The sequence below is a fragment of the Ferrovibrio sp. genome (assembly GCF_964218355.1).
GTDB lineage: Bacteria > Pseudomonadota > Alphaproteobacteria > Ferrovibrionales > Ferrovibrionaceae > Ferrovibrio.
On record NZ_CAXPMC010000020.1, the window covers coordinates 44,633 to 60,216 of the forward strand.

A 15,584-nucleotide genomic window follows, 5' to 3' on the forward strand; every position below is an offset into this window, starting at 1 on the left:
TGCGGTGTCTCAGTCGATCAGGAAAAGGCCATCGGCCTCGAAGGCGATGTCGAAAGGCAGGGACGGGGCCATGGTGACCGAACGGGCCGGCACGGCTTCCGCGCCGAACAGCTGGGCCAGCAGGTCTGTCACTCCGTTGGCAACCAGATGTGCCTCGTCATAGGTGGCGGTGGCATTCACCAGCGCGAAGACCTTCACGCAGCGGTGGATACGATCTAGATCGCCGCCGCAGGCGGCCTGCATATGCGCCAGCAGGTTCAGGCCGGTCAGCCGCGCGGCGGCATAGCCATCCTCGGTGGTCAGGCCGCCGCCCAGCTTGCCGGCATGACGGATGCTCTGGCCCCAGGTCGGGCCGACACCGGCAACATGCACCAGATTGCCGGTGACCGTGTAGCCGACATAGGTCCCGGCCGGCTGATGCTGCGGCGGCAGTTCCAGTCCGAGGGCTGCCAGTTTTGCGGCAATCCGACCGGCCATGGATCAGGCTATCTCGAAAATCGCGTCGACCTCGACGGCCACGCCGCGTGGCAGCGAAACAGCGCCGACCGCGAAACGGGCATGCTTGCCGGCCTCGCCGAACACTTCGACCATCAGGTCGGAAGCGCCGTTGATCACCTGCGGATGGTCGGTGAAATCCGGCGTGCAGTTCACGAAACCGCCCAGTTTGGCGCAGCGGATGATGCGGTCGAGGCTGCCGCCCAGCGCCGCCCGGGCCTGGCTGATGATGTTCAGGCCACAGAGCCGCGCCGCCTGCTTGCCGGCCTCGATGTCGAGACCGGCACCCAGCTTGCCGAGATGCCGCAGTTCGCCGTTGAAGATGGTGATCTGGCCGGCCACGAACAGCAGGTTTCCGGCGATCACCGTCGGCACGTAGTTGGCGGCTGGTGCGGCCGGGTTCGGCAGCTCGATCTTCAGGGCGGCAAGGCGGGCATCATGGCTCATGGCGCGGGCTCCGGTCTGGACGGCAAAAGAAAGCCTGCCGGTTCTAGCGCGGAAAGTGGCCCGGGGGCAATGTGCCGGGGCCGGACGGTCATACCGGGGCAGGCTCAGCGGGCAGGGGAAGGCGGCAGTTTTGTCTGCTTGCGCTGGTACATGGCCCGGTCGCTGGCCCGCAGCAGCGCTGCCGGGTCACTGGTGCCGTCATAGGGCGCGATGCCGTAGCTGATGCCGACGGGAAGGGCAGCATCGCCGAAGCGCAGCGGCTGTCGCTCGATACGCTCGGCCAGGGCGGCAAGCCGCGGCTCGGCCTGTTCGGGCAGGGCTCCCGGCATGACCAGCACGAACTCATCGCCATGCAGGCGGGCAACGAAATCCGAGGCCCGGGCAGCGGGCCGCAGCCGCAGGGCCACCTGACAGAGCACGGCATCGCCGGCGGCATGGCCGTGGCGGTCGTTGATCGACTTGAAGCGGTCGAGGTCGATGAAAGCGAGGCAGCCGCCTTCCTGTTCGCGGCGGGCGCGGGCCAGTTCTCGGGTCATGAAGGATTCGAAGGCGCGCCGGTTTGGCAGCCCGGTCAGATCATCGGTTCCCGACAGCGCTTCCAGCTCGGCGATGCGGCCGGCCTGGTCGGCCAGCTTCTGCTCGCTTTCCGCAGCCGCCGTCAGGATCTGCTCGACCAGAGTCTGCTTGCGCGGATCGGGGTCGCGACGCAGGGCAAGACGCAGGCGCAGCACCAGGCTGGCAAAGCCCTCCTGCCGGAAGGCCGTTTCCTGGGCGGATATGGGCCAGCTGGAGGGCTGGCCGTCATTGGCGGGCATCGCAAGGGTCATGGCGAAACCGTCAGGTTGATCTCAGGCATAACAAAGCAAGCCATGTGCCAGCCATAAATGCCGGAAAACAGTCATTAAATTTTGCGCCAGCCGGCAGATTTTGCCGCCCTGGCACCGTGCTGCGGCCGGGCCGCATGTTTCCATCTCATCCGGCCGCAGCTAGTGTGGATAGGCGTGTTGTGCTGGATTCCGGGGATTCGTCTTGGTCATTCTGCGTCTGATCAGCCTGCTGGCCCTGCTGCTGGGCGCCGGCCTGCCCTGGCCGGCTGCGGCGGCAGAGGGCGCCGGCCTGTCCGCCATCGGCCAGGGGCTGGTTTCCCATCGCGCGCTCTACACCCTGTCGGTGGCCCGGCTCGACCCGCGCAATTACCGCAGCGGCGTGACCGGCGGACTCAGCCTGGAATTCATCAATGCCTGCGACGGGTTCGTGCTGAACCAGCGGTTCCTGATCGAAACCACCACGGATGACGGCACGATCCTGAACAACATGGTGCTGAATTCCTGGGAATCCCATGACGGCATGCGCTTCCGCTTCAAGTTGCGCGACGAGGTCAATGGCGACCTCGATACTGAGCTGAATGGCGAAGGCATATTGTCCGGGCACAACCGGGGTGGCCTGGTCCGTTTCTCGCAGCCGGAGGATACCGAACTGTCGCTGCCATCCGGCGCGCTGTTCCCGACCGAACACACGATACGGATGCTGGCGCTGGCGCAGGGCGGTGGCCACTGGCTGCACGCCCCGGTCTATGACGGCTCGTCGGCCGATGGGTATGCCGATGTCGGCGGGTTCATCGGCACGGCCCTGCCGCCGGAAACCGCCGGACGCGATGTGCTGCTGGCCCTGAAGGGGTTGCGCTCGTGGCGGGTGCGGCTCGGTTATTTTCCGTCCGACCGTGCGCAGGACACGCCCGATTACGAAATCGCCTATCGCCTATACGAGAACGGCGTTGCCGACGATATCGTGTTCGATTACGGCGACTATGCGATCCGCGCCACACTGAGCAAGCTGGAAGTACGGCCGCGCGACCGCTGCTGAGCGGTCACGCCGTCGCGGGGCTGCCGGCCGGCCACAGCCAGGCGGCACCGCGCACGCCGGAACTGTCGCCATGGCGGTGCCGCACCAGCGGTGTCGTCACCGTGTCGGAAAAGACCCATGCACCCCACAGGCGCGGCACGTTCAGATACAGCCGGTCGAGATTCGACAGGCCGCCGCCCAGCACGACGATATCCGGATCCAGCACGTTCAGCATGGCGGCCAGTCCGCGCGCCAGCCGGTGTTCGTAGCGCTGCATCGCGGCTTCGGCCGCCATGTCACCGGCGGCCGCGGCTTCGGCAATCTGCGGGCCATCGAGGTCGCGTCCAGTCTGTTGCCTGAAATCCGCGGCGAGGCCCGGTCCGGACAGGAAGGTCTCCTGGCAGCCATGTTTACCGCAATAGCAGGTCGGACCGGGTGTTTCATTGCCTTGCGGCCAGGGCAGGGGATTGTGCCCCCATTCTCCCGCTATGGCATTGGGCCCGGTCAGCACCCGTCCCTCGACCACGATGCCGGCGCCGCAGCCGGTGCCGAGGATCGCGCCAAACACGACGCCATGCCCGGCGCCGGCGCCGTCGCGGGCTTCCGACAGCGCGAAGCAGTTGGCGTCGTTGGCAAGCCGCACGGCGCGCCCCGTGGCTGCCGCAAGATCGCGGTCCAGCGGATGGCCGATCAGCCAGACCGAGTTGGCATTCTTGATCAGGCCGCTGGCCGGCGAGACGGTGCCGGGGATGCCGATGCCGACCGGGCAGGGGCGCCCCGCTTCTGCCTCAAGGGCGGCGACGAGATCGCGGATTGTCGAGACGGTGGCGGCATAGCTGCCGCGGGGCGCGGCGATGCGGCGGCGGGCGATGATTGCTCCGTCATCGGCCAGGACAATCCCCTCGATCTTGGTGCCGCCGAGGTCAATGCCGATTCGCATCGGTCACCCAGCCCCGAACAGCCTGTCGATATGGCGATGCAGGTCCGGCCAGGATTCCGCGCGGTGATGGCTGTCTGCGGCCGGTCCCAGCAGGGCCCCCAGGCGCGGGTCAGCGACGAAATGCAGACGATGCACCGCCGGTGCCAGGCGGGCCACCGAAGTGTGGTTCTGCGGGATGTCGTCGATGAAGACGGCCGGTGCGCCGACCTGATCGATCAGGGCGGCAACGGCGGGGCCCTTCGGACCACTGTTGGCGACCAGCGGGTAGGCCATGCCATGCCGGGTCAGGGCCCGTTCGCGGGCCGCCCGGGCCGGCAGCGGCACATTGCTGAGGATCACAACCTGTGCCTGCCGGCTCAGTTCCCGCAGGGCCTCGGCGGCACCATCCACAGGCATCAGCGATTCGGTCGCTTCGGCGAAGAAACCCTCCAGCAGGCCATGCAGATCCTCGGCCGGGACCACCGCGTCATCGTCGCGGCGGCGGATATTGCCGTAGAGGGCATAGGAGGCCCAGTCGAAATAAAGGCCGCGCCCCTCGAGAAAGCCCTCCAGTCCGCGCAGGAAGTAGAACAGCACCTCGTCCGCATCGGCGATCACCAGCGGCCGGCCGGGAACCAGCGACAGCGCGGCAAGCTGGGCGGCAACCGGATCCGGCAGGGGGGGGCTGGTGGTTGCTCCCGGGTTTGCTACAGTCTTCATTCAGGGGTCTCAAACGGCTTGGCCGGGCCCGGCGGGGATGGTACAAAACACTGGATATACTGGAAAACATAGCCCAGACGGGACGATAAGAATATCCGGGGAAGGCGGGCGATGAGCAAGACTGTACTGATTGTCGAGGACAACGAACTGAATATGAAGTTGTTCCACGACCTGCTGGATGCCCATGGCTACCAGACCCTCCAGACCAAGGACGGGATGGAAGCCCTGGCGATGGTACGGCAGCACCGGCCGGACCTGATCCTGATGGACATCCAGCTGCCGGAGGTTTCCGGCCTGGAAGTCATCAAATGGATCAAGGAGGACGATAATCTGCGTTCGATCCCGGTCGTCGCGGTGACGGCCTTCGCCATGAAGGGCGACGAGGAGAAGATGCGGGAAGGCGGCTGCGACGCCTATATCGCCAAGCCCATCTCGGTCGGCAAGTTCATCGAGACGGTCAAGCAGTTCCTGGAACCCGTCGCCTGAAGATCGCGTCCGATGACCGCGCGCATTCTGGTCGTCGATGACATCCGCACCAATATCAAGGTGCTGGAAGCCAAACTGACCAGCGAATATTACGAAGTGATCACCGCCGGCAGCGGCCCGGAGGCGCTGGATGCTGCCGCCCAGCAGAAGCCGGACCTGATCCTGCTCGACGTGATGATGCCGGGCATGGACGGTTTCGAGGTCTGCCGCCGGCTGAAAGCCGATCCGGACACTGCCTATATCCCGGTGATCATGGTCACCGCGCTCGGCGACCCGGAAGACCGGGTGCAGGGCCTCAGCGCCGGTGCCGACGATTTCCTGACCAAGCCGGTCGACGACATCGCCATGTTTGCCCGCGTCCGCTCGCTGCTGCGGGTCAAGCTGATGCTCGACGAGCTGCGGATGCGCGAACGCACATCGGCCTCGCTGGGCGTGATTTCGCCGCCGGTGCCCAGCCTCGACGAGGATTATTCCTCGGCCAGCATCCTGCTGGTGGAAGACAATCCGCGCGACCAGATGCGCCTGCAGCGCATGATCGAGGGCCAGTTCCGCACCGAAATCACGGCCGATGGTGCCGATGCACTGGCCCGCGCGCGCCGGCACGAATACGACTCGGTGGTGGTCAGCCTCAGCCTGCAGAATCCCGATGGCCTGCGGCTCTGTTCGCAGTTCCGCACCACCGAGGAAACCCGCAACGTGCCGATCCTGCTGCTGGTCGGGCCCGATGACCAGAAGCAGCTGGTGAAAGGCCTCGAGATCGGCGTCACCGACTATGTCGTGCGGCCGATCGACCGCAACGAGTTCATCGCTCGCCTGCGCGCCCAGGTGCGCCGCAAGCGTTATCAGGACCGGCTGCGGCAGCATTACCAGCAGAGCATCGAGATGGCGGTCACCGATCCGCTGACCGGGCTGTACAACCGCCGCTACATGGCCTCGCATCTGGCAACCCTGCTGACCCAGAGCGCGGCCCAGCACAATACCGCCGTGCTGATCATGGATCTCGATCATTTCAAGCAGATCAACGACACCCACGGCCACCCGGTGGGCGACGAGGTGCTGCGCGAGGTGGGCAACCGCATCGTGCGCAACATCCGCGGCATCGACCTGGCCTGCCGCTATGGCGGCGAGGAATTCGTCGTCCTGATGCCGGACACCGATCTCGACTCCGCCGAGATCGTTGCCAGCCGCCTGCTGCAGGCGATCGGCGAGAAGCCGGTCGGGGTGAAGACGGCGGCGGGCCAGCTGACCGTGACCTGCTCGATCGGCTGCACCGGGGCGCTGGCCGGAGACAGTGCCGAGAGCCTGCTGAAACGGGCCGACGACGCGCTATACGAGGCGAAGACCGGCGGCCGCAACCGGATCATCTACAGGCGCGCCTGAGCGCACTGCCGGGTATCCGCATAACGAAAAACCCCGCCGGGCTGCCCAGGCGGGGTTCCTGTTATCTGGCGCCTGCCCGTACGGGGCGGCGGCCGGAAACCTTACTTGATCTTGGTTTCCTTGAATTCGACATGCTTGCGGGCGACCGGGTCGTATTTCTTGAACGACAGCTTCTCGGTCTTGGTCCGCGGATTCTTCTTGGTCACGTAGAAGAAGCCGGTATCGGCGGTGCTCAGCAGCTTGATCTTCAGGGTGGTCGGCTTGGCCATGACACTGATTCCACGGGTTCGTACGGCAAGGATTGGCGGCGCAGCATAGGGATTCGCGGCGCGATGTCAACCGATTACCGGGGGGCCCCGTCCGGTGCCGCATTTGTCCAGCGGATCAGGGGCTTACCCAGCCGGTAGCACCAGAAGGCATGGCGGTCCGGGCGCAGGTCCGGCCCCAGTGTGGCCAGCTGGTCGAGCACGAATTCGGTGATGTCGGCCACCGGCAGGCGCCAGGCGGCCGGCAGGGGCCGGAAACCGAGGTCGAGCAGTTCCCCGGACCCGCCCAGGGTGACCGGCAGGCCGGTCACGTCGCACAGGAAGAACCGGGCGTGGAAGCGGATCGGGCTCTCTGCCGGGGTGATGGCCCGGCACAGATAGGTCAGTCCGGCCAGATCCGGCCGCAGCCGCCCGGCCGCCACCGGGCCCAGCGCGATGCCGGTTTCCTCCCAGGTCTCGCGCAGGGCCGCCACGGCCAGCGCAGTGGCCGTCCGGCGGTCTCCGGCTACATGCTTTCTCAGAAAATCATCGTTATATTTCAATAAATTTATAGGAGTTTCTGACCTGTCCTCTGCATCCAGGCGTCCGCCCGGGAAAGCATAGAGATTGGGCAGGAAGCGGTGGCGGCCAGCCCGGCGGCCCAGCAGCACCTCGGGCCCGTCCGGACCCCGGCGCAGCAGCACCAGGCTGGCGGCATCCCGCGGCGTCACCGGACGGGCAGCCATCATTCCCAGGACAGCTGGCGCCGGCCATGGCGCATGAAATGGAACGGCACCTGGCGGGCGGGATCGTCCATCGCCGCCGGTTCCAGCCACCCGGCTAGGTGCGCCAGAACATATTGCGTGATGCCCGGCAGCAGCAGGTCGCCGGTTTCCTCCGGCCGGATCCAGGTGAGCTTGTCGAGTTCGGCGGAGGGGCGGATATCGCCGCGTGCCGATTCGGCCGGGGCGGCGAAGAAACGGGCATCGAAGCGCCGCGGGCGGCCCGGCGGGGTGATCGCCCGGCAGATATACAGCAGCGGCGCCGGGTCGGGGATGAACCCGTCCGCGCAGAAGGCCGCCCAGCCCGGCGAGGGCGGCACGGCCGGCAGGCGGCCCGGGACTGCCAGCCGCAGGCCGGATTCCTCGAAGGTCTCGCGGATCGCGGCCAGAGCCAGGGCGGCGGCCTTGCGCGGGCCGGTGCGCCTGCTGCGGCCGAGCCGGGCCAGGCTGACCGGCGACAGCGGCGTGGCCGGGCGGATGCGGTAATCGGCTGGATCGAGGCGGCCGCCGGGAAACACGAAGCGGTTGGGCAGGAAGGCGCTGGCCCCATGACGTTCGCCCATCAGCACTTCCAGGCGGCCGCCGCGCCGGCGATACAGGATCAGGGTGGCGGCATCGCGCACCGGCTGCGATGCCGGCCTGGCTCCATCGCCGTCAGGCATGATCGGGTTCACCGCCGAAGCCATGCATGCGCTTGGCCCATTGCAGCCCGATCAGGCAACCCTTGATATGCGGCAGCAGCCACAGCGACAGGCCGAGCGTCAGCGGCAGCCACAGCACCATATGCACCCATTCCGGCGGCTGGACATGCTGTTCGAGCATCAGCATCAGCGGCACGATGATATGGCCGACGATCAGGATGGTGAAATAGGGCGGGGCATCGTCGGCACGGTGGCCGGCCAGTTCCAGTCCGCAGGAGGGGCAATGCCCGTTGACCTTCAGGTACCGGCCGAAGATGCGGCCCTGGCCGCATTGCGGGCAGCGGCCGCGCCAGCCACGCCGCATGGCATCGCCGGCCGGCCGCTCCGCCAGGTCGTCGAGCCTGAGCGGCATCACAGCCATCCCTTGCGCTTGAAGAACCAGTAGGGCAGCACGGCCGAGGCAATCATCAGCCCGATGGCGAGCGGGTAGCCGAAGCTCCAGTCCAGCTCCGGCATGTGCTGGAAATTCATGCCGTAGATGCTGGCGATCAGGGTCGGCGGCAGAAACACGGTCGCGGCAACCGAGAAGATCTTGATGATCTTGGTCTGCTGGATGTTGATCAGGCCGAGCGTGGCATCGAGCAGGAAATTGCCCTTGTGGGCGAGGAAGGCGGCCTGCTCGTTCAGCGACTGCACGTCACGCGCCAGGGTCTTCAGCCAGGTGCGGCTTTCCTTGGTGCCGCGCTGTTCGGCCATGGTTAGGTTGAGGAAGGCGATCAGGCGGGTCAGCGATACCAGGCTGTCGCGGATGCGCGAGGTCAGGTCCTCGACGCGACCGAGCTTGCGCACGGCATCCTCGAGATCGGTCTCGTCGGCCGATTCATGTTCGCCCTGCGGGGTGTAGCCGAAGATGTCGCGCGATACACCGTCGAGATCCTTGCCGGCATTCTCCAGCACGTCGGCCGCACGATCGATGATCGAATCCAGCAGGCCGCAGAGCACCGCATCGGGATTGCTGCGCAGACCGGGCTGACGCTGGGCGCGGGCGACATACTGGCGGAAGGACAGCGGATCGGCATAGCGCAGGGTGACCAGGGCCCGCGGCGTGCGCATGAAGGTGACGGCCGTCGTCTGCGGCAGCGGTGTCTCGGCATGGTACAGCACGTTGGCTGTCAGGTAGCTGACATCGCCCTCGCGATAGAGACGGCTGGAGGTTTCGATCTCCTGCATTTCCTCGCGGGTCGGCATGTCGAGTTCGAGCATGCCGTCGACGGCCTTTTCCTCCTCGGCTGTCGGCTCGATCAGGTCGATCCAGATCACGCCCTCGGGCAGGGGATTGCCGGGGTCGAGCGAGATGCGCTGGAATTCATTGCCTTGCGGCAGGTAGGCGTGAATCATGCGTGCCTTCCCTGTTTCTGGCCTGATCGAAAAATCGTGGTGTGGCGCCCTTTTAGACCCGTTTGAGGGCCGAGGGAAGCCCGGGAATCCGCCCCCGGCGATTTTGCCGCAGGGTCGTGACCCCGGGGTTACAGATCCGTCAGGGGCGAACCGGACTGGGTGCCGGCAGGGGCAGGCCGCGGGCCTGCAGCACTGCGCGCAGACGGTCCGGGTAGTCGCTGATCAGACCGTCGACCTTCAGGTCGAGCAGACGGTTCATGTCATCCGGGTCGTTCACCGTCCATGGCACAACCGCCAGGTTGCGGGCATGCGCGGTGGCGACAAGCTCGGCCGTCACGTTCCGGTGGAAGGGGGACCAGATGCCGCAGCCGGCGGCCTGCACCAGGGCCGGGGTCTGCGGGAAATCGTCGGCATCCAGCCCGGCAAGCCAAGGGCTGGCATCGGGCCGGCCGCGCTGCACGTTGTCGAAACTGGTGCCTTCGATGGTCAGGCAGGCGCGCGGAATATCCGGCGCCAGCCGCGCCGCTTCCTTCAGGCTGCGCCAGTCGAAGGACTGGATGGTGGCGCGCCGTTCGAGCCCGGCGGCACGGACGGCATCGACCAGGGCCACGGCCATCTGCTCCGGTGAGGCCGTTTCATCGGGCTTCAGCGGGTTGAGCTTGGTCTCGATATTGAACCGTACGTCTGCATTGCCGGCCTTGCGGACCAGCGCGAAGACATCCTGCAGCAGCGGCAGCTGCGTACCATCGACTGGTATCTGGTCGGGGAAGCCGCGGGCATAACGGCTCGACGGGTCCAGCCGGCCGACATCGAAGGCCTGCAGGTCCGCAATGCGGCTGTGCCAGATGGCCGGGCCGGGTGCCGCGATCCATGCGCCATCCTTGCGGGCCAGATGCGGCTGCAGCAGCGGATCGTGGCTGACCACCAGCTGGCCATCGGCGCTGAGGCCGACATCCAGTTCCAGCGTGGTGACGCCCAGCGACAGCGCCGTGGCGAAGGCAGGCAGGGTGTTTTCCGGCGCCAGGCCGCGGGCGCCGCGATGGCCCTGCAGGTCGAAGGCAGCAGCCGGCAGGGCCGCGGCGAGAATGGCGGTGCAGGCGAGGATACGGATCATTTTTTCTTCCGGCTGCGATGCTTGCTCCACGGCGCCTTGCTGCCCTGCCGCTTCTGCTCGGGGCGCTCCGCCGGTCTGCGGCCCCCGCGGCGCCCGGTATCGAGGCTGCGGCCCTCGCGGTCCAGCATCTCGAAGCGCAGGCCGCCGGTCACCGGCGTTGCTTCGGCCAGCCGCACGGCGACGCTGTCGCCCAGCCGGTAGCGCTTGTTGCCGCGCCGGCCGACCAGGGCGCGTTTCGCTTCGTCATGGGTGTAGAAATCGTCGCCGAGGCTGGAGATCGGCACGAAGCCGTCGGCACCGGTCTCGGCCAGTTCGACGAACAGGCCGAAGCGGGTGACGCCGGTGATGCGCCCGTCGAAATCCGCGCCGACATGTTCCGACATGTAGGCGGCGACGAAGCGGTCCATGGCGTCGCGTTCGGCCTGCATCGAGCGGCGCTCGGTCAGCGAGATGTGTTCGGCGGTCTGCTCGAAGGTCTCGTCTTCCTCCGGCGGCAGGCCGTCATCGCCCAGCTTCAGGCCGCGGATCAGCGCGCGATGCACCAGCACATCGGCATAGCGGCGGATCGGCGAGGTGAAATGGGCGTAGCGCGACAGGTTGAGGCCGAAATGGCCCTTGTTGTCGGGCGTGTAATAGGCCTGCATCTGGCTGCGCAGCACCACCTCGTTGACCAGCCGCTCGTATTCGCCGCCGCGGGCCGCTTCGAGGATGCTGTTGAAATGCATCGGCCGCAGGCCCTGGCCCTTGGCCAGCCGGTAATCCAGCGTGGCGAGGAACTTGCGCAAGGAATCGATCTTCTCGTCCGACGGCTGCTCGTGCACGCGGTACATGCAGGGCTGGCGGCGTTTCTCCAGCTCCTCGGCCGCCGCCACGTTGGCCGTGATCATGAAATCCTCGATCACCTGGTGGCTCAGCATGTGTTCGCGCGGGCGGATGGCAGCAATATGGCCGTCGCGGCCCATGACCACCCGGCGTTCCGGCGCGTTGATCGCCAGCGGCTGGCGGGCGGCGCGGGCTTCGTTCAGGGCGGCATGGCAGGCATAGAGCGGTTTCAGCACCGGATCGAGGAAGGGTGCGGATGCCTCGTCCGGGTTGCCGTCAATGGCCTGCTGCACCTGGGCATAGGACAGGCCGGCGGCGCAGCGCATCAGGCCGCGCACGAATTTGTGGCGCAGCTTTTTGCCCTTGGCGTCGAACCACAGATGCACGGCCAGGCAGGCGCGGTCCTTGCCCTCGACCAGCGAACAGAGATCGGCCGACAGCGCTTCCGGCAGCATCGGAACCACGCGGTCGGGAAAATAGGTCGAATTGCCGCGCATGCGGGCATCGTGATCGAGCGCGCTGCCGGGCTTCACGTAATGGGCGACATCGGCGATGGCGACGATGGCATGCCAGCCGCCCCTGTTGTTCGGATCGTCGTCGGGTTCGGCAAAGACCGCGTCGTCATGGTCGCGGGCATCTTCCGGATCGATGGTGATCAGCGGGATATCGCGCAGGTCGTCGCGGCCGCGCACCGTCACCGGCCTGGCTTTCTCGGCTTCGCGGATGGCGGCCTCGGAGAAATTCACCGGGATGCCGAAGCTGAAGATCGGAATCAGGCTCAGTGCCTTGGGGTCGGTGGCGCTGCCGATCACCTCGGCAACCCGGGCCGGCCGCAGGCCGAAGCGGCGGCCGGGCAGGGGCTGGGCCACCACGAACTGGCCGGACGATGCGCCGCCGTAATCCTCCGGCGCAATGACGTATTCGTGGCGCACCTTCTTGTCGGTCGGCTGCAGCCGGGCATGGCCGTCGGCATCGATGGTGAACAGGCCGAGCACCGGCTGTTCGTCCTGTTCCAGCCGTTTCATCACCCGGCCGGCATAGCGGTTGCGGCCGGCCCGGCTGAGGCGGGCCAGCACGCGGTCGCCGACGCCGGCTTCGGCTGCCTCGCGACGGCGCGCCTTGCCGCCGGTCTCGAAAACGATCTTCGGCGGATCGCCGTCGCCGGTCCACTCGACCGGCCGGCCGATCAGGTCGCCATGGCTGTCCAGCCGCACCAGGTCGACGAGGCAGACTTCGGGCAGCTCGCCCTTCGGCGTCATGCGTTTGCCATGGCCCTGCTGCAGGTCGCCGTCGGTTTTCAGTTCGCGCAGCAGTTTCTTCAGTGCCAGCCGGTCGTCGGCGCTGACATTGAAGGCGCGCGCGATTTCGCGCTTGCCGACCCTGCCCGGGTTCTCGGCAACATATTTCAGGATGTCCTGCTTGGACGGGAGGCCGGCCGCGACCTTCTTCTTCGCCACCGGCTAGGCCGCTGCGGTCTTCTTGGCCGCCGGCTTCTTCGCCGCGGCCTTTTTGGCGGCCGGCTTCTTGGCTGCCGCCTTTTTCTTCGGGGCGGCCTTCTTGGGCTTGGCTTCGGCCTTTTCCGCCTTCGGCGCAGCGGCCTTCTTCGCCTTCGGCGCGGCCTTTTTCTTCTTGCCGCCCTTGGCACGGGCGGCAATCGCCTCGATGGCCTGCTCCAGGGTCACGCCATCGGTCTCGACACCCTTGGGCAGCGGTGCATTGGTGGCGCCGTGCTTGAGGTACGGGCCGTAGCGGCCGTCGATCACGTTGATCGCCTCGCCATCATCGGGATGCTTGCCGACCTCGCGCAGGATGGTCAGCTGCGCGCCCTTGCGCGGACCCTTGCGGCGGGCATCGGCGGCGGCGATCAGCTCGACCGCGTGGTTGATGCCGATCTCCAGCGCCTCCATGGCGTCTTTCAGCTTGGTATAGGCGCCGTCATGCAGCAGATACGGCCCGAAGCGGCCGAGGCCGGCGACGATCTCCTTGCCGGTGCTGGGATGCGCCCCGACCACGCGCGGCAGGGCCAGCAGCTTCACGGCCAGTTCCAGCGTGACATCGTCCAGCGTCACGCCGCGCGGCAGCGAGGCGCGTTTCGGCTTGGTCTTGGCCTTGCCTTCGCCTTCGGCCTCGCCCAGCTGCACATAGGGACCGAAGGGGCCCTGGCGCAGGGTGATCATCTGGCCGGTGGCCGGGTCGGCGCCCAGCTCCTGCGGGCCGGAGATGGCGATGTCGCCATGACCGCCGCCGGCCGACAGCGGCCGTGTATAGCTGCATTCGGGATAGTCCGAGCAGCCGATGAAGGCGCCGGTGCGGCCGGCCTTGATGGCAAGCTGGCCCTTGCTGCAGGCCGGGCAGAGCCGCGGGTCCTTGCCGTCCTCGCGGGCCGGGAAGAAATGCTGGTCCAGCAGCGCGTTGATGGCATCGAGCACCTCGCCGCGGCGGCCCATCTTCTCGTCGATGCGGGTGACGGCATCCTTGACCGACAGCATGGTGGGGCTGTGGTCGTCGGCATGCAGGCTGAAATCCTGCCAGAAGTCGGCCAGCACCTGCTTCCAGTCGAGCTTGTGCTCGGCGATCTCGTCGAGTTTCTCTTCGAGGCCCGCCGTGAAATCGTAGGCGAAATACTGCTCGAAGAAGCAGACCAGGAAGGAATAGGCGAGCCAGCCGGCATCCTCGGGCTGGAAGCGCTTGTTCTCCAGCTTCACGTAGTTGCGGGCCTTCAGCACTTCCAGGATGGCGGCATAGGTCGATGGCCGGCCGATGCCGAGTTCTTCCAGCTTGCGCACCAGGCTGGCTTCCGAGAAGCGCGGCGGCGGCTCGGTGAAATGCTGTTCGGGCGTGATGCTGTCGCGGTCCAGCGGATCGCCGGTCACAAGCTTGGGCAGCCGGTTGTCGGCTTCCTCGTCGCCGGTCTTGTCGTCGATGCCTTCCTCGTACAGCTTGAGGAAGCCCGGCGACAGCACGACGGTGCCGGTGGCGCGGAACATGCCGGTACGGGCAGAATCGCTGATATCGATGGTGGTGCGCTCCAGCTCGGCGGATTCCATCTGGCTGGCCAGCGCGCGGACCCAGATCAGCTCGTACAGTTTCAGCTGCACGTCATCCAGATAGCGGGCGACCGCCTTCGGCCGGCGGCGGAAATCGGTCGGCCGGATCGCCTCGTGGGCTTCCTGCGCGTTCTTCTGCTTGGTCTTGTAGACACGCCAGCTTTCCGGCACGGCATCGCGGCCGAAATCCTCGCCGATCACGGCGCGGGCCGAGCGGATCGCCTCGTCGGCCATGCTGACGCCGTCGGTACGCATATAGGAGATCAGGCCGGTGGTCTCGCCGCCGATGGTGACGCCTTCATAGAGGCGCTGGGCGATCTGCATGGTCATCTGCGCCGAGAAGCCGAGCTTGCGCGCGGCTTCCTGCTGCAGGGTCGAGGTGGTGAATGGCGGCGCCGGATGGCGCTTGGCCGGCTTGATCTGCACGTCGACCACGCCATAGCGCAGATCCTGCAGCTTCGCGACCGCAGCCTTGGCCGCGGCTTCGGTATTGATGTCGAACTTGTCGAGCTTGCTGCCGCCCAGCTCGAACAGCCGGGCCTGCACCTTCTGGCCGTCCTTGTTCAGGAATTCGGCGCCGATGGTCCAGTATTCGCGGGGCCGGAAGGCCTCGATCTCGGTCTCGCGCTCGCAGATCAGGCGCAGGGCCACCGACTGCACGCGGCCGGCCGACTTGGCCGAGGGCAGCTTGCGCCACAGCACCGGCGAGAGGGTGAAGCCGACCAGGTAATCCAGCGCGCGGCGGGCCTGCTGGGCATTCACCAGGTCCATGTCGATGTCGCGCGGATGCGCCATGGCATCCAGCACGGCCGACTTGGTGATCTCGTTGAACACCACCCGCTTGACCGTCTTGTCCTTGACCACCTTGCGCTTGGTCAGCGCCTCCAGCACATGCCAGGAAATCGCCTCGCCCTCGCGGTCGGGGTCGGTGGCGAGGATCAGGGTGTCGGCGCCCTTGAGCGCACCGGCGATGTCGGAGACGGATTTCGATCCGCGCCCGGACATCTCGTAATGCATCTCGAAATCCTTGTCGGGCTCCACCGAGCCGTCCTTGGCCGGCAGGTCGCGCACATGGCCGAAGGAGGCCAGGACCGTATGGCCGGGACCGAGGTATTTCTCGATGGTTTTCGCCTTCGCCGGGCTCTCGACGACTACGACTTTCATAAGGCGCTGTTTTCCAACAAAAATTTTTATACGGGACAGCGACGGCGAGACCGGCGCGGCTCCCGGAACATGGGCGAAGCCC

Annotated in this window: 16 protein-coding genes; 3 read left to right on the forward strand and 13 right to left on the reverse strand. The window is 66.8% G+C overall.

Translation table 11 applies throughout. The features are described 5' to 3' along the window. Positions 1–9: 9 nt before the first annotated feature. The 3 genes from ACEQZY_RS14300 to ACEQZY_RS14310 all read right to left on the reverse strand — a co-directional run bounded on the left by ACEQZY_RS14300 (position 10) and on the right by ACEQZY_RS14310 (position 1,769). On the reverse strand, positions 10–477 hold the full coding sequence (locus ACEQZY_RS14300; protein ID WP_341702993.1) for a RidA family protein: 468 nt from the start codon (positions 475–477) through the stop codon (positions 10–12). A gap of 3 nt (positions 478–480) precedes the next feature. Continuing rightward, on the reverse strand, positions 481–942 hold the full coding sequence (locus tag ACEQZY_RS14305; RefSeq protein WP_370155347.1) for a RidA family protein: 462 nt from the start codon (positions 940–942) through the stop codon (positions 481–483). A gap of 104 nt (positions 943–1,046) precedes the next feature. Then, positions 1,047–1,769: a GGDEF domain-containing protein gene (locus tag ACEQZY_RS14310; RefSeq protein ID WP_370155349.1), complete on the reverse strand. Its 723-nt coding sequence runs from the start codon at positions 1,767–1,769 to the stop codon at positions 1,047–1,049. A 202-nt stretch (positions 1,770–1,971) separates the two neighbouring features. On the opposite strand from ACEQZY_RS14310, the gene ACEQZY_RS14315 reads away from it, so the two are divergent. Further along, positions 1,972–2,805: an EipB family protein gene (locus tag ACEQZY_RS14315; RefSeq protein ID WP_341702996.1), complete on the forward strand. Its 834-nt coding sequence runs from the start codon at positions 1,972–1,974 to the stop codon at positions 2,803–2,805. A gap of 4 nt (positions 2,806–2,809) precedes the next feature. On the opposite strand, the gene ACEQZY_RS14320 is transcribed toward ACEQZY_RS14315, so the two are convergent. Next, on the reverse strand, positions 2,810–3,724 hold the full coding sequence (locus tag ACEQZY_RS14320; RefSeq protein WP_341702997.1) for an ROK family protein: 915 nt from the start codon (positions 3,722–3,724) through the stop codon (positions 2,810–2,812). Between the two features lie 3 nt (positions 3,725–3,727). Beyond that, complete coding sequence (locus ACEQZY_RS14325) at positions 3,728–4,423, reverse strand: hypothetical protein (protein WP_370155351.1); 696 nt, start codon at positions 4,421–4,423, stop codon at positions 3,728–3,730. 111 nt (positions 4,424–4,534) lie between these two features. On the opposite strand from ACEQZY_RS14325, the gene ACEQZY_RS14330 reads away from it, so the two are divergent. Continuing rightward, positions 4,535–4,909: a response regulator gene (locus ACEQZY_RS14330; protein ID WP_341702999.1), complete on the forward strand. Its 375-nt coding sequence runs from the start codon at positions 4,535–4,537 to the stop codon at positions 4,907–4,909. A 12-nt stretch (positions 4,910–4,921) separates the two neighbouring features. Then, positions 4,922–6,289, forward strand: a complete 1,368-nt coding sequence (locus ACEQZY_RS14335) for a PleD family two-component system response regulator (protein WP_341703000.1) — start codon at positions 4,922–4,924, stop codon at positions 6,287–6,289. 101 nt (positions 6,290–6,390) lie between these two features. Here ACEQZY_RS14335 and rpmG read toward each other — a convergent pair whose 3' ends face one another. The 8 genes from rpmG to topA all read right to left on the reverse strand — a co-directional run bounded on the left by rpmG (position 6,391) and on the right by topA (position 15,502). Further along, positions 6,391–6,558 carry a 50S ribosomal protein L33 gene (gene rpmG / locus ACEQZY_RS14340; RefSeq protein WP_297684618.1) on the reverse strand — a complete coding sequence of 56 codons (168 nt, stop codon included), beginning with the start codon at positions 6,556–6,558 and terminating at the stop codon, positions 6,391–6,393. Positions 6,559–6,632: 74 nt separating this feature from the next. Next, positions 6,633–7,283, reverse strand: a complete 651-nt coding sequence (locus ACEQZY_RS14345; protein ID WP_370155354.1) for an NUDIX hydrolase — start codon at positions 7,281–7,283, stop codon at positions 6,633–6,635. After that, positions 7,280–7,978, reverse strand: coding sequence for an NUDIX hydrolase (locus ACEQZY_RS14350; RefSeq protein ID WP_370155356.1), 699 nt, complete (start codon positions 7,976–7,978; stop codon positions 7,280–7,282). Before ACEQZY_RS14350 ends, ACEQZY_RS14345 begins: the two co-directional genes overlap by 4 nt. After that, the gene (locus tag ACEQZY_RS14355; protein WP_370155358.1) at positions 7,971–8,369 is read right to left on the reverse strand and encodes a DUF983 domain-containing protein; all 399 of its coding nucleotides are present in this window, start codon (positions 8,367–8,369) and stop codon (positions 7,971–7,973) included. Before ACEQZY_RS14355 ends, ACEQZY_RS14350 begins: the two co-directional genes overlap by 8 nt. Continuing rightward, positions 8,369–9,355 (reverse strand): magnesium transporter CorA family protein, encoded by a 987-nt coding sequence (locus ACEQZY_RS14360; protein ID WP_341703005.1) that lies wholly within the window; start codon positions 9,353–9,355, stop codon positions 8,369–8,371. Before ACEQZY_RS14360 ends, ACEQZY_RS14355 begins: the two co-directional genes overlap by 1 nt. Before the next feature lie 139 nt (positions 9,356–9,494). Beyond that, on the reverse strand, positions 9,495–10,469 hold the full coding sequence (locus ACEQZY_RS14365) for a glycerophosphodiester phosphodiesterase (protein WP_370155361.1): 975 nt from the start codon (positions 10,467–10,469) through the stop codon (positions 9,495–9,497). Then, positions 10,466–12,748 carry a ribonuclease R gene (rnr, locus tag ACEQZY_RS14370; RefSeq protein ID WP_370155363.1) on the reverse strand — a complete coding sequence of 761 codons (2,283 nt, stop codon included), beginning with the start codon at positions 12,746–12,748 and terminating at the stop codon, positions 10,466–10,468. Before rnr ends, ACEQZY_RS14365 begins: the two co-directional genes overlap by 4 nt. Positions 12,749–12,751: 3 nt before the next feature. Further along, positions 12,752–15,502 (reverse strand): type I DNA topoisomerase, encoded by a 2,751-nt coding sequence (gene topA / locus ACEQZY_RS14375; protein WP_370155364.1) that lies wholly within the window; start codon positions 15,500–15,502, stop codon positions 12,752–12,754. Positions 15,503–15,584: the final 82 nt, after the last annotated feature.

What these genes read in the sequence shown, in the direction of transcription:
- ACEQZY_RS14300 (WP_341702993.1), bottom strand. Translation starts at nt 477, where the DNA reads ATGGCCGGTCGGATTGCCGCAAAACTGGCAGCCCTCGGACTGGAACTG.
- ACEQZY_RS14305 (WP_370155347.1), bottom strand. Translation starts at nt 942, where the DNA reads ATGAGCCATGATGCCCGCCTTGCCGCCCTGAAGATCGAGCTGCCGAAC.
- ACEQZY_RS14310 (WP_370155349.1), bottom strand. Translation starts at nt 1,769, where the DNA reads ATGACCCTTGCGATGCCCGCCAATGACGGCCAGCCCTCCAGCTGGCCC.
- ACEQZY_RS14320 (WP_341702997.1), bottom strand. Translation starts at nt 3,724, where the DNA reads ATGCGAATCGGCATTGACCTCGGCGGCACCAAGATCGAGGGGATTGTC.
- ACEQZY_RS14325 (WP_370155351.1), bottom strand. Translation starts at nt 4,423, where the DNA reads ATGAAGACTGTAGCAAACCCGGGAGCAACCACCAGCCCCCCCCTGCCG.
- ACEQZY_RS14330 (WP_341702999.1), top strand. Translation starts at nt 4,535, where the DNA reads ATGAGCAAGACTGTACTGATTGTCGAGGACAACGAACTGAATATGAAG.
- ACEQZY_RS14335 (WP_341703000.1), top strand. Translation starts at nt 4,922, where the DNA reads ATGACCGCGCGCATTCTGGTCGTCGATGACATCCGCACCAATATCAAG.
- rpmG (WP_297684618.1), bottom strand. Translation starts at nt 6,558, where the DNA reads ATGGCCAAGCCGACCACCCTGAAGATCAAGCTGCTGAGCACCGCCGAT.
- ACEQZY_RS14345 (WP_370155354.1), bottom strand. Translation starts at nt 7,283, where the DNA reads ATGATGGCTGCCCGTCCGGTGACGCCGCGGGATGCCGCCAGCCTGGTG.
- ACEQZY_RS14350 (WP_370155356.1), bottom strand. Translation starts at nt 7,978, where the DNA reads ATGCCTGACGGCGATGGAGCCAGGCCGGCATCGCAGCCGGTGCGCGAT.
- ACEQZY_RS14355 (WP_370155358.1), bottom strand. Translation starts at nt 8,369, where the DNA reads ATGCCGCTCAGGCTCGACGACCTGGCGGAGCGGCCGGCCGGCGATGCC.
- ACEQZY_RS14360 (WP_341703005.1), bottom strand. Translation starts at nt 9,355, where the DNA reads ATGATTCACGCCTACCTGCCGCAAGGCAATGAATTCCAGCGCATCTCG.
- ACEQZY_RS14365 (WP_370155361.1), bottom strand. Translation starts at nt 10,469, where the DNA reads ATGATCCGTATCCTCGCCTGCACCGCCATTCTCGCCGCGGCCCTGCCG.
- topA (WP_370155364.1), bottom strand. Translation starts at nt 15,502, where the DNA reads ATGAAAGTCGTAGTCGTCGAGAGCCCGGCGAAGGCGAAAACCATCGAG.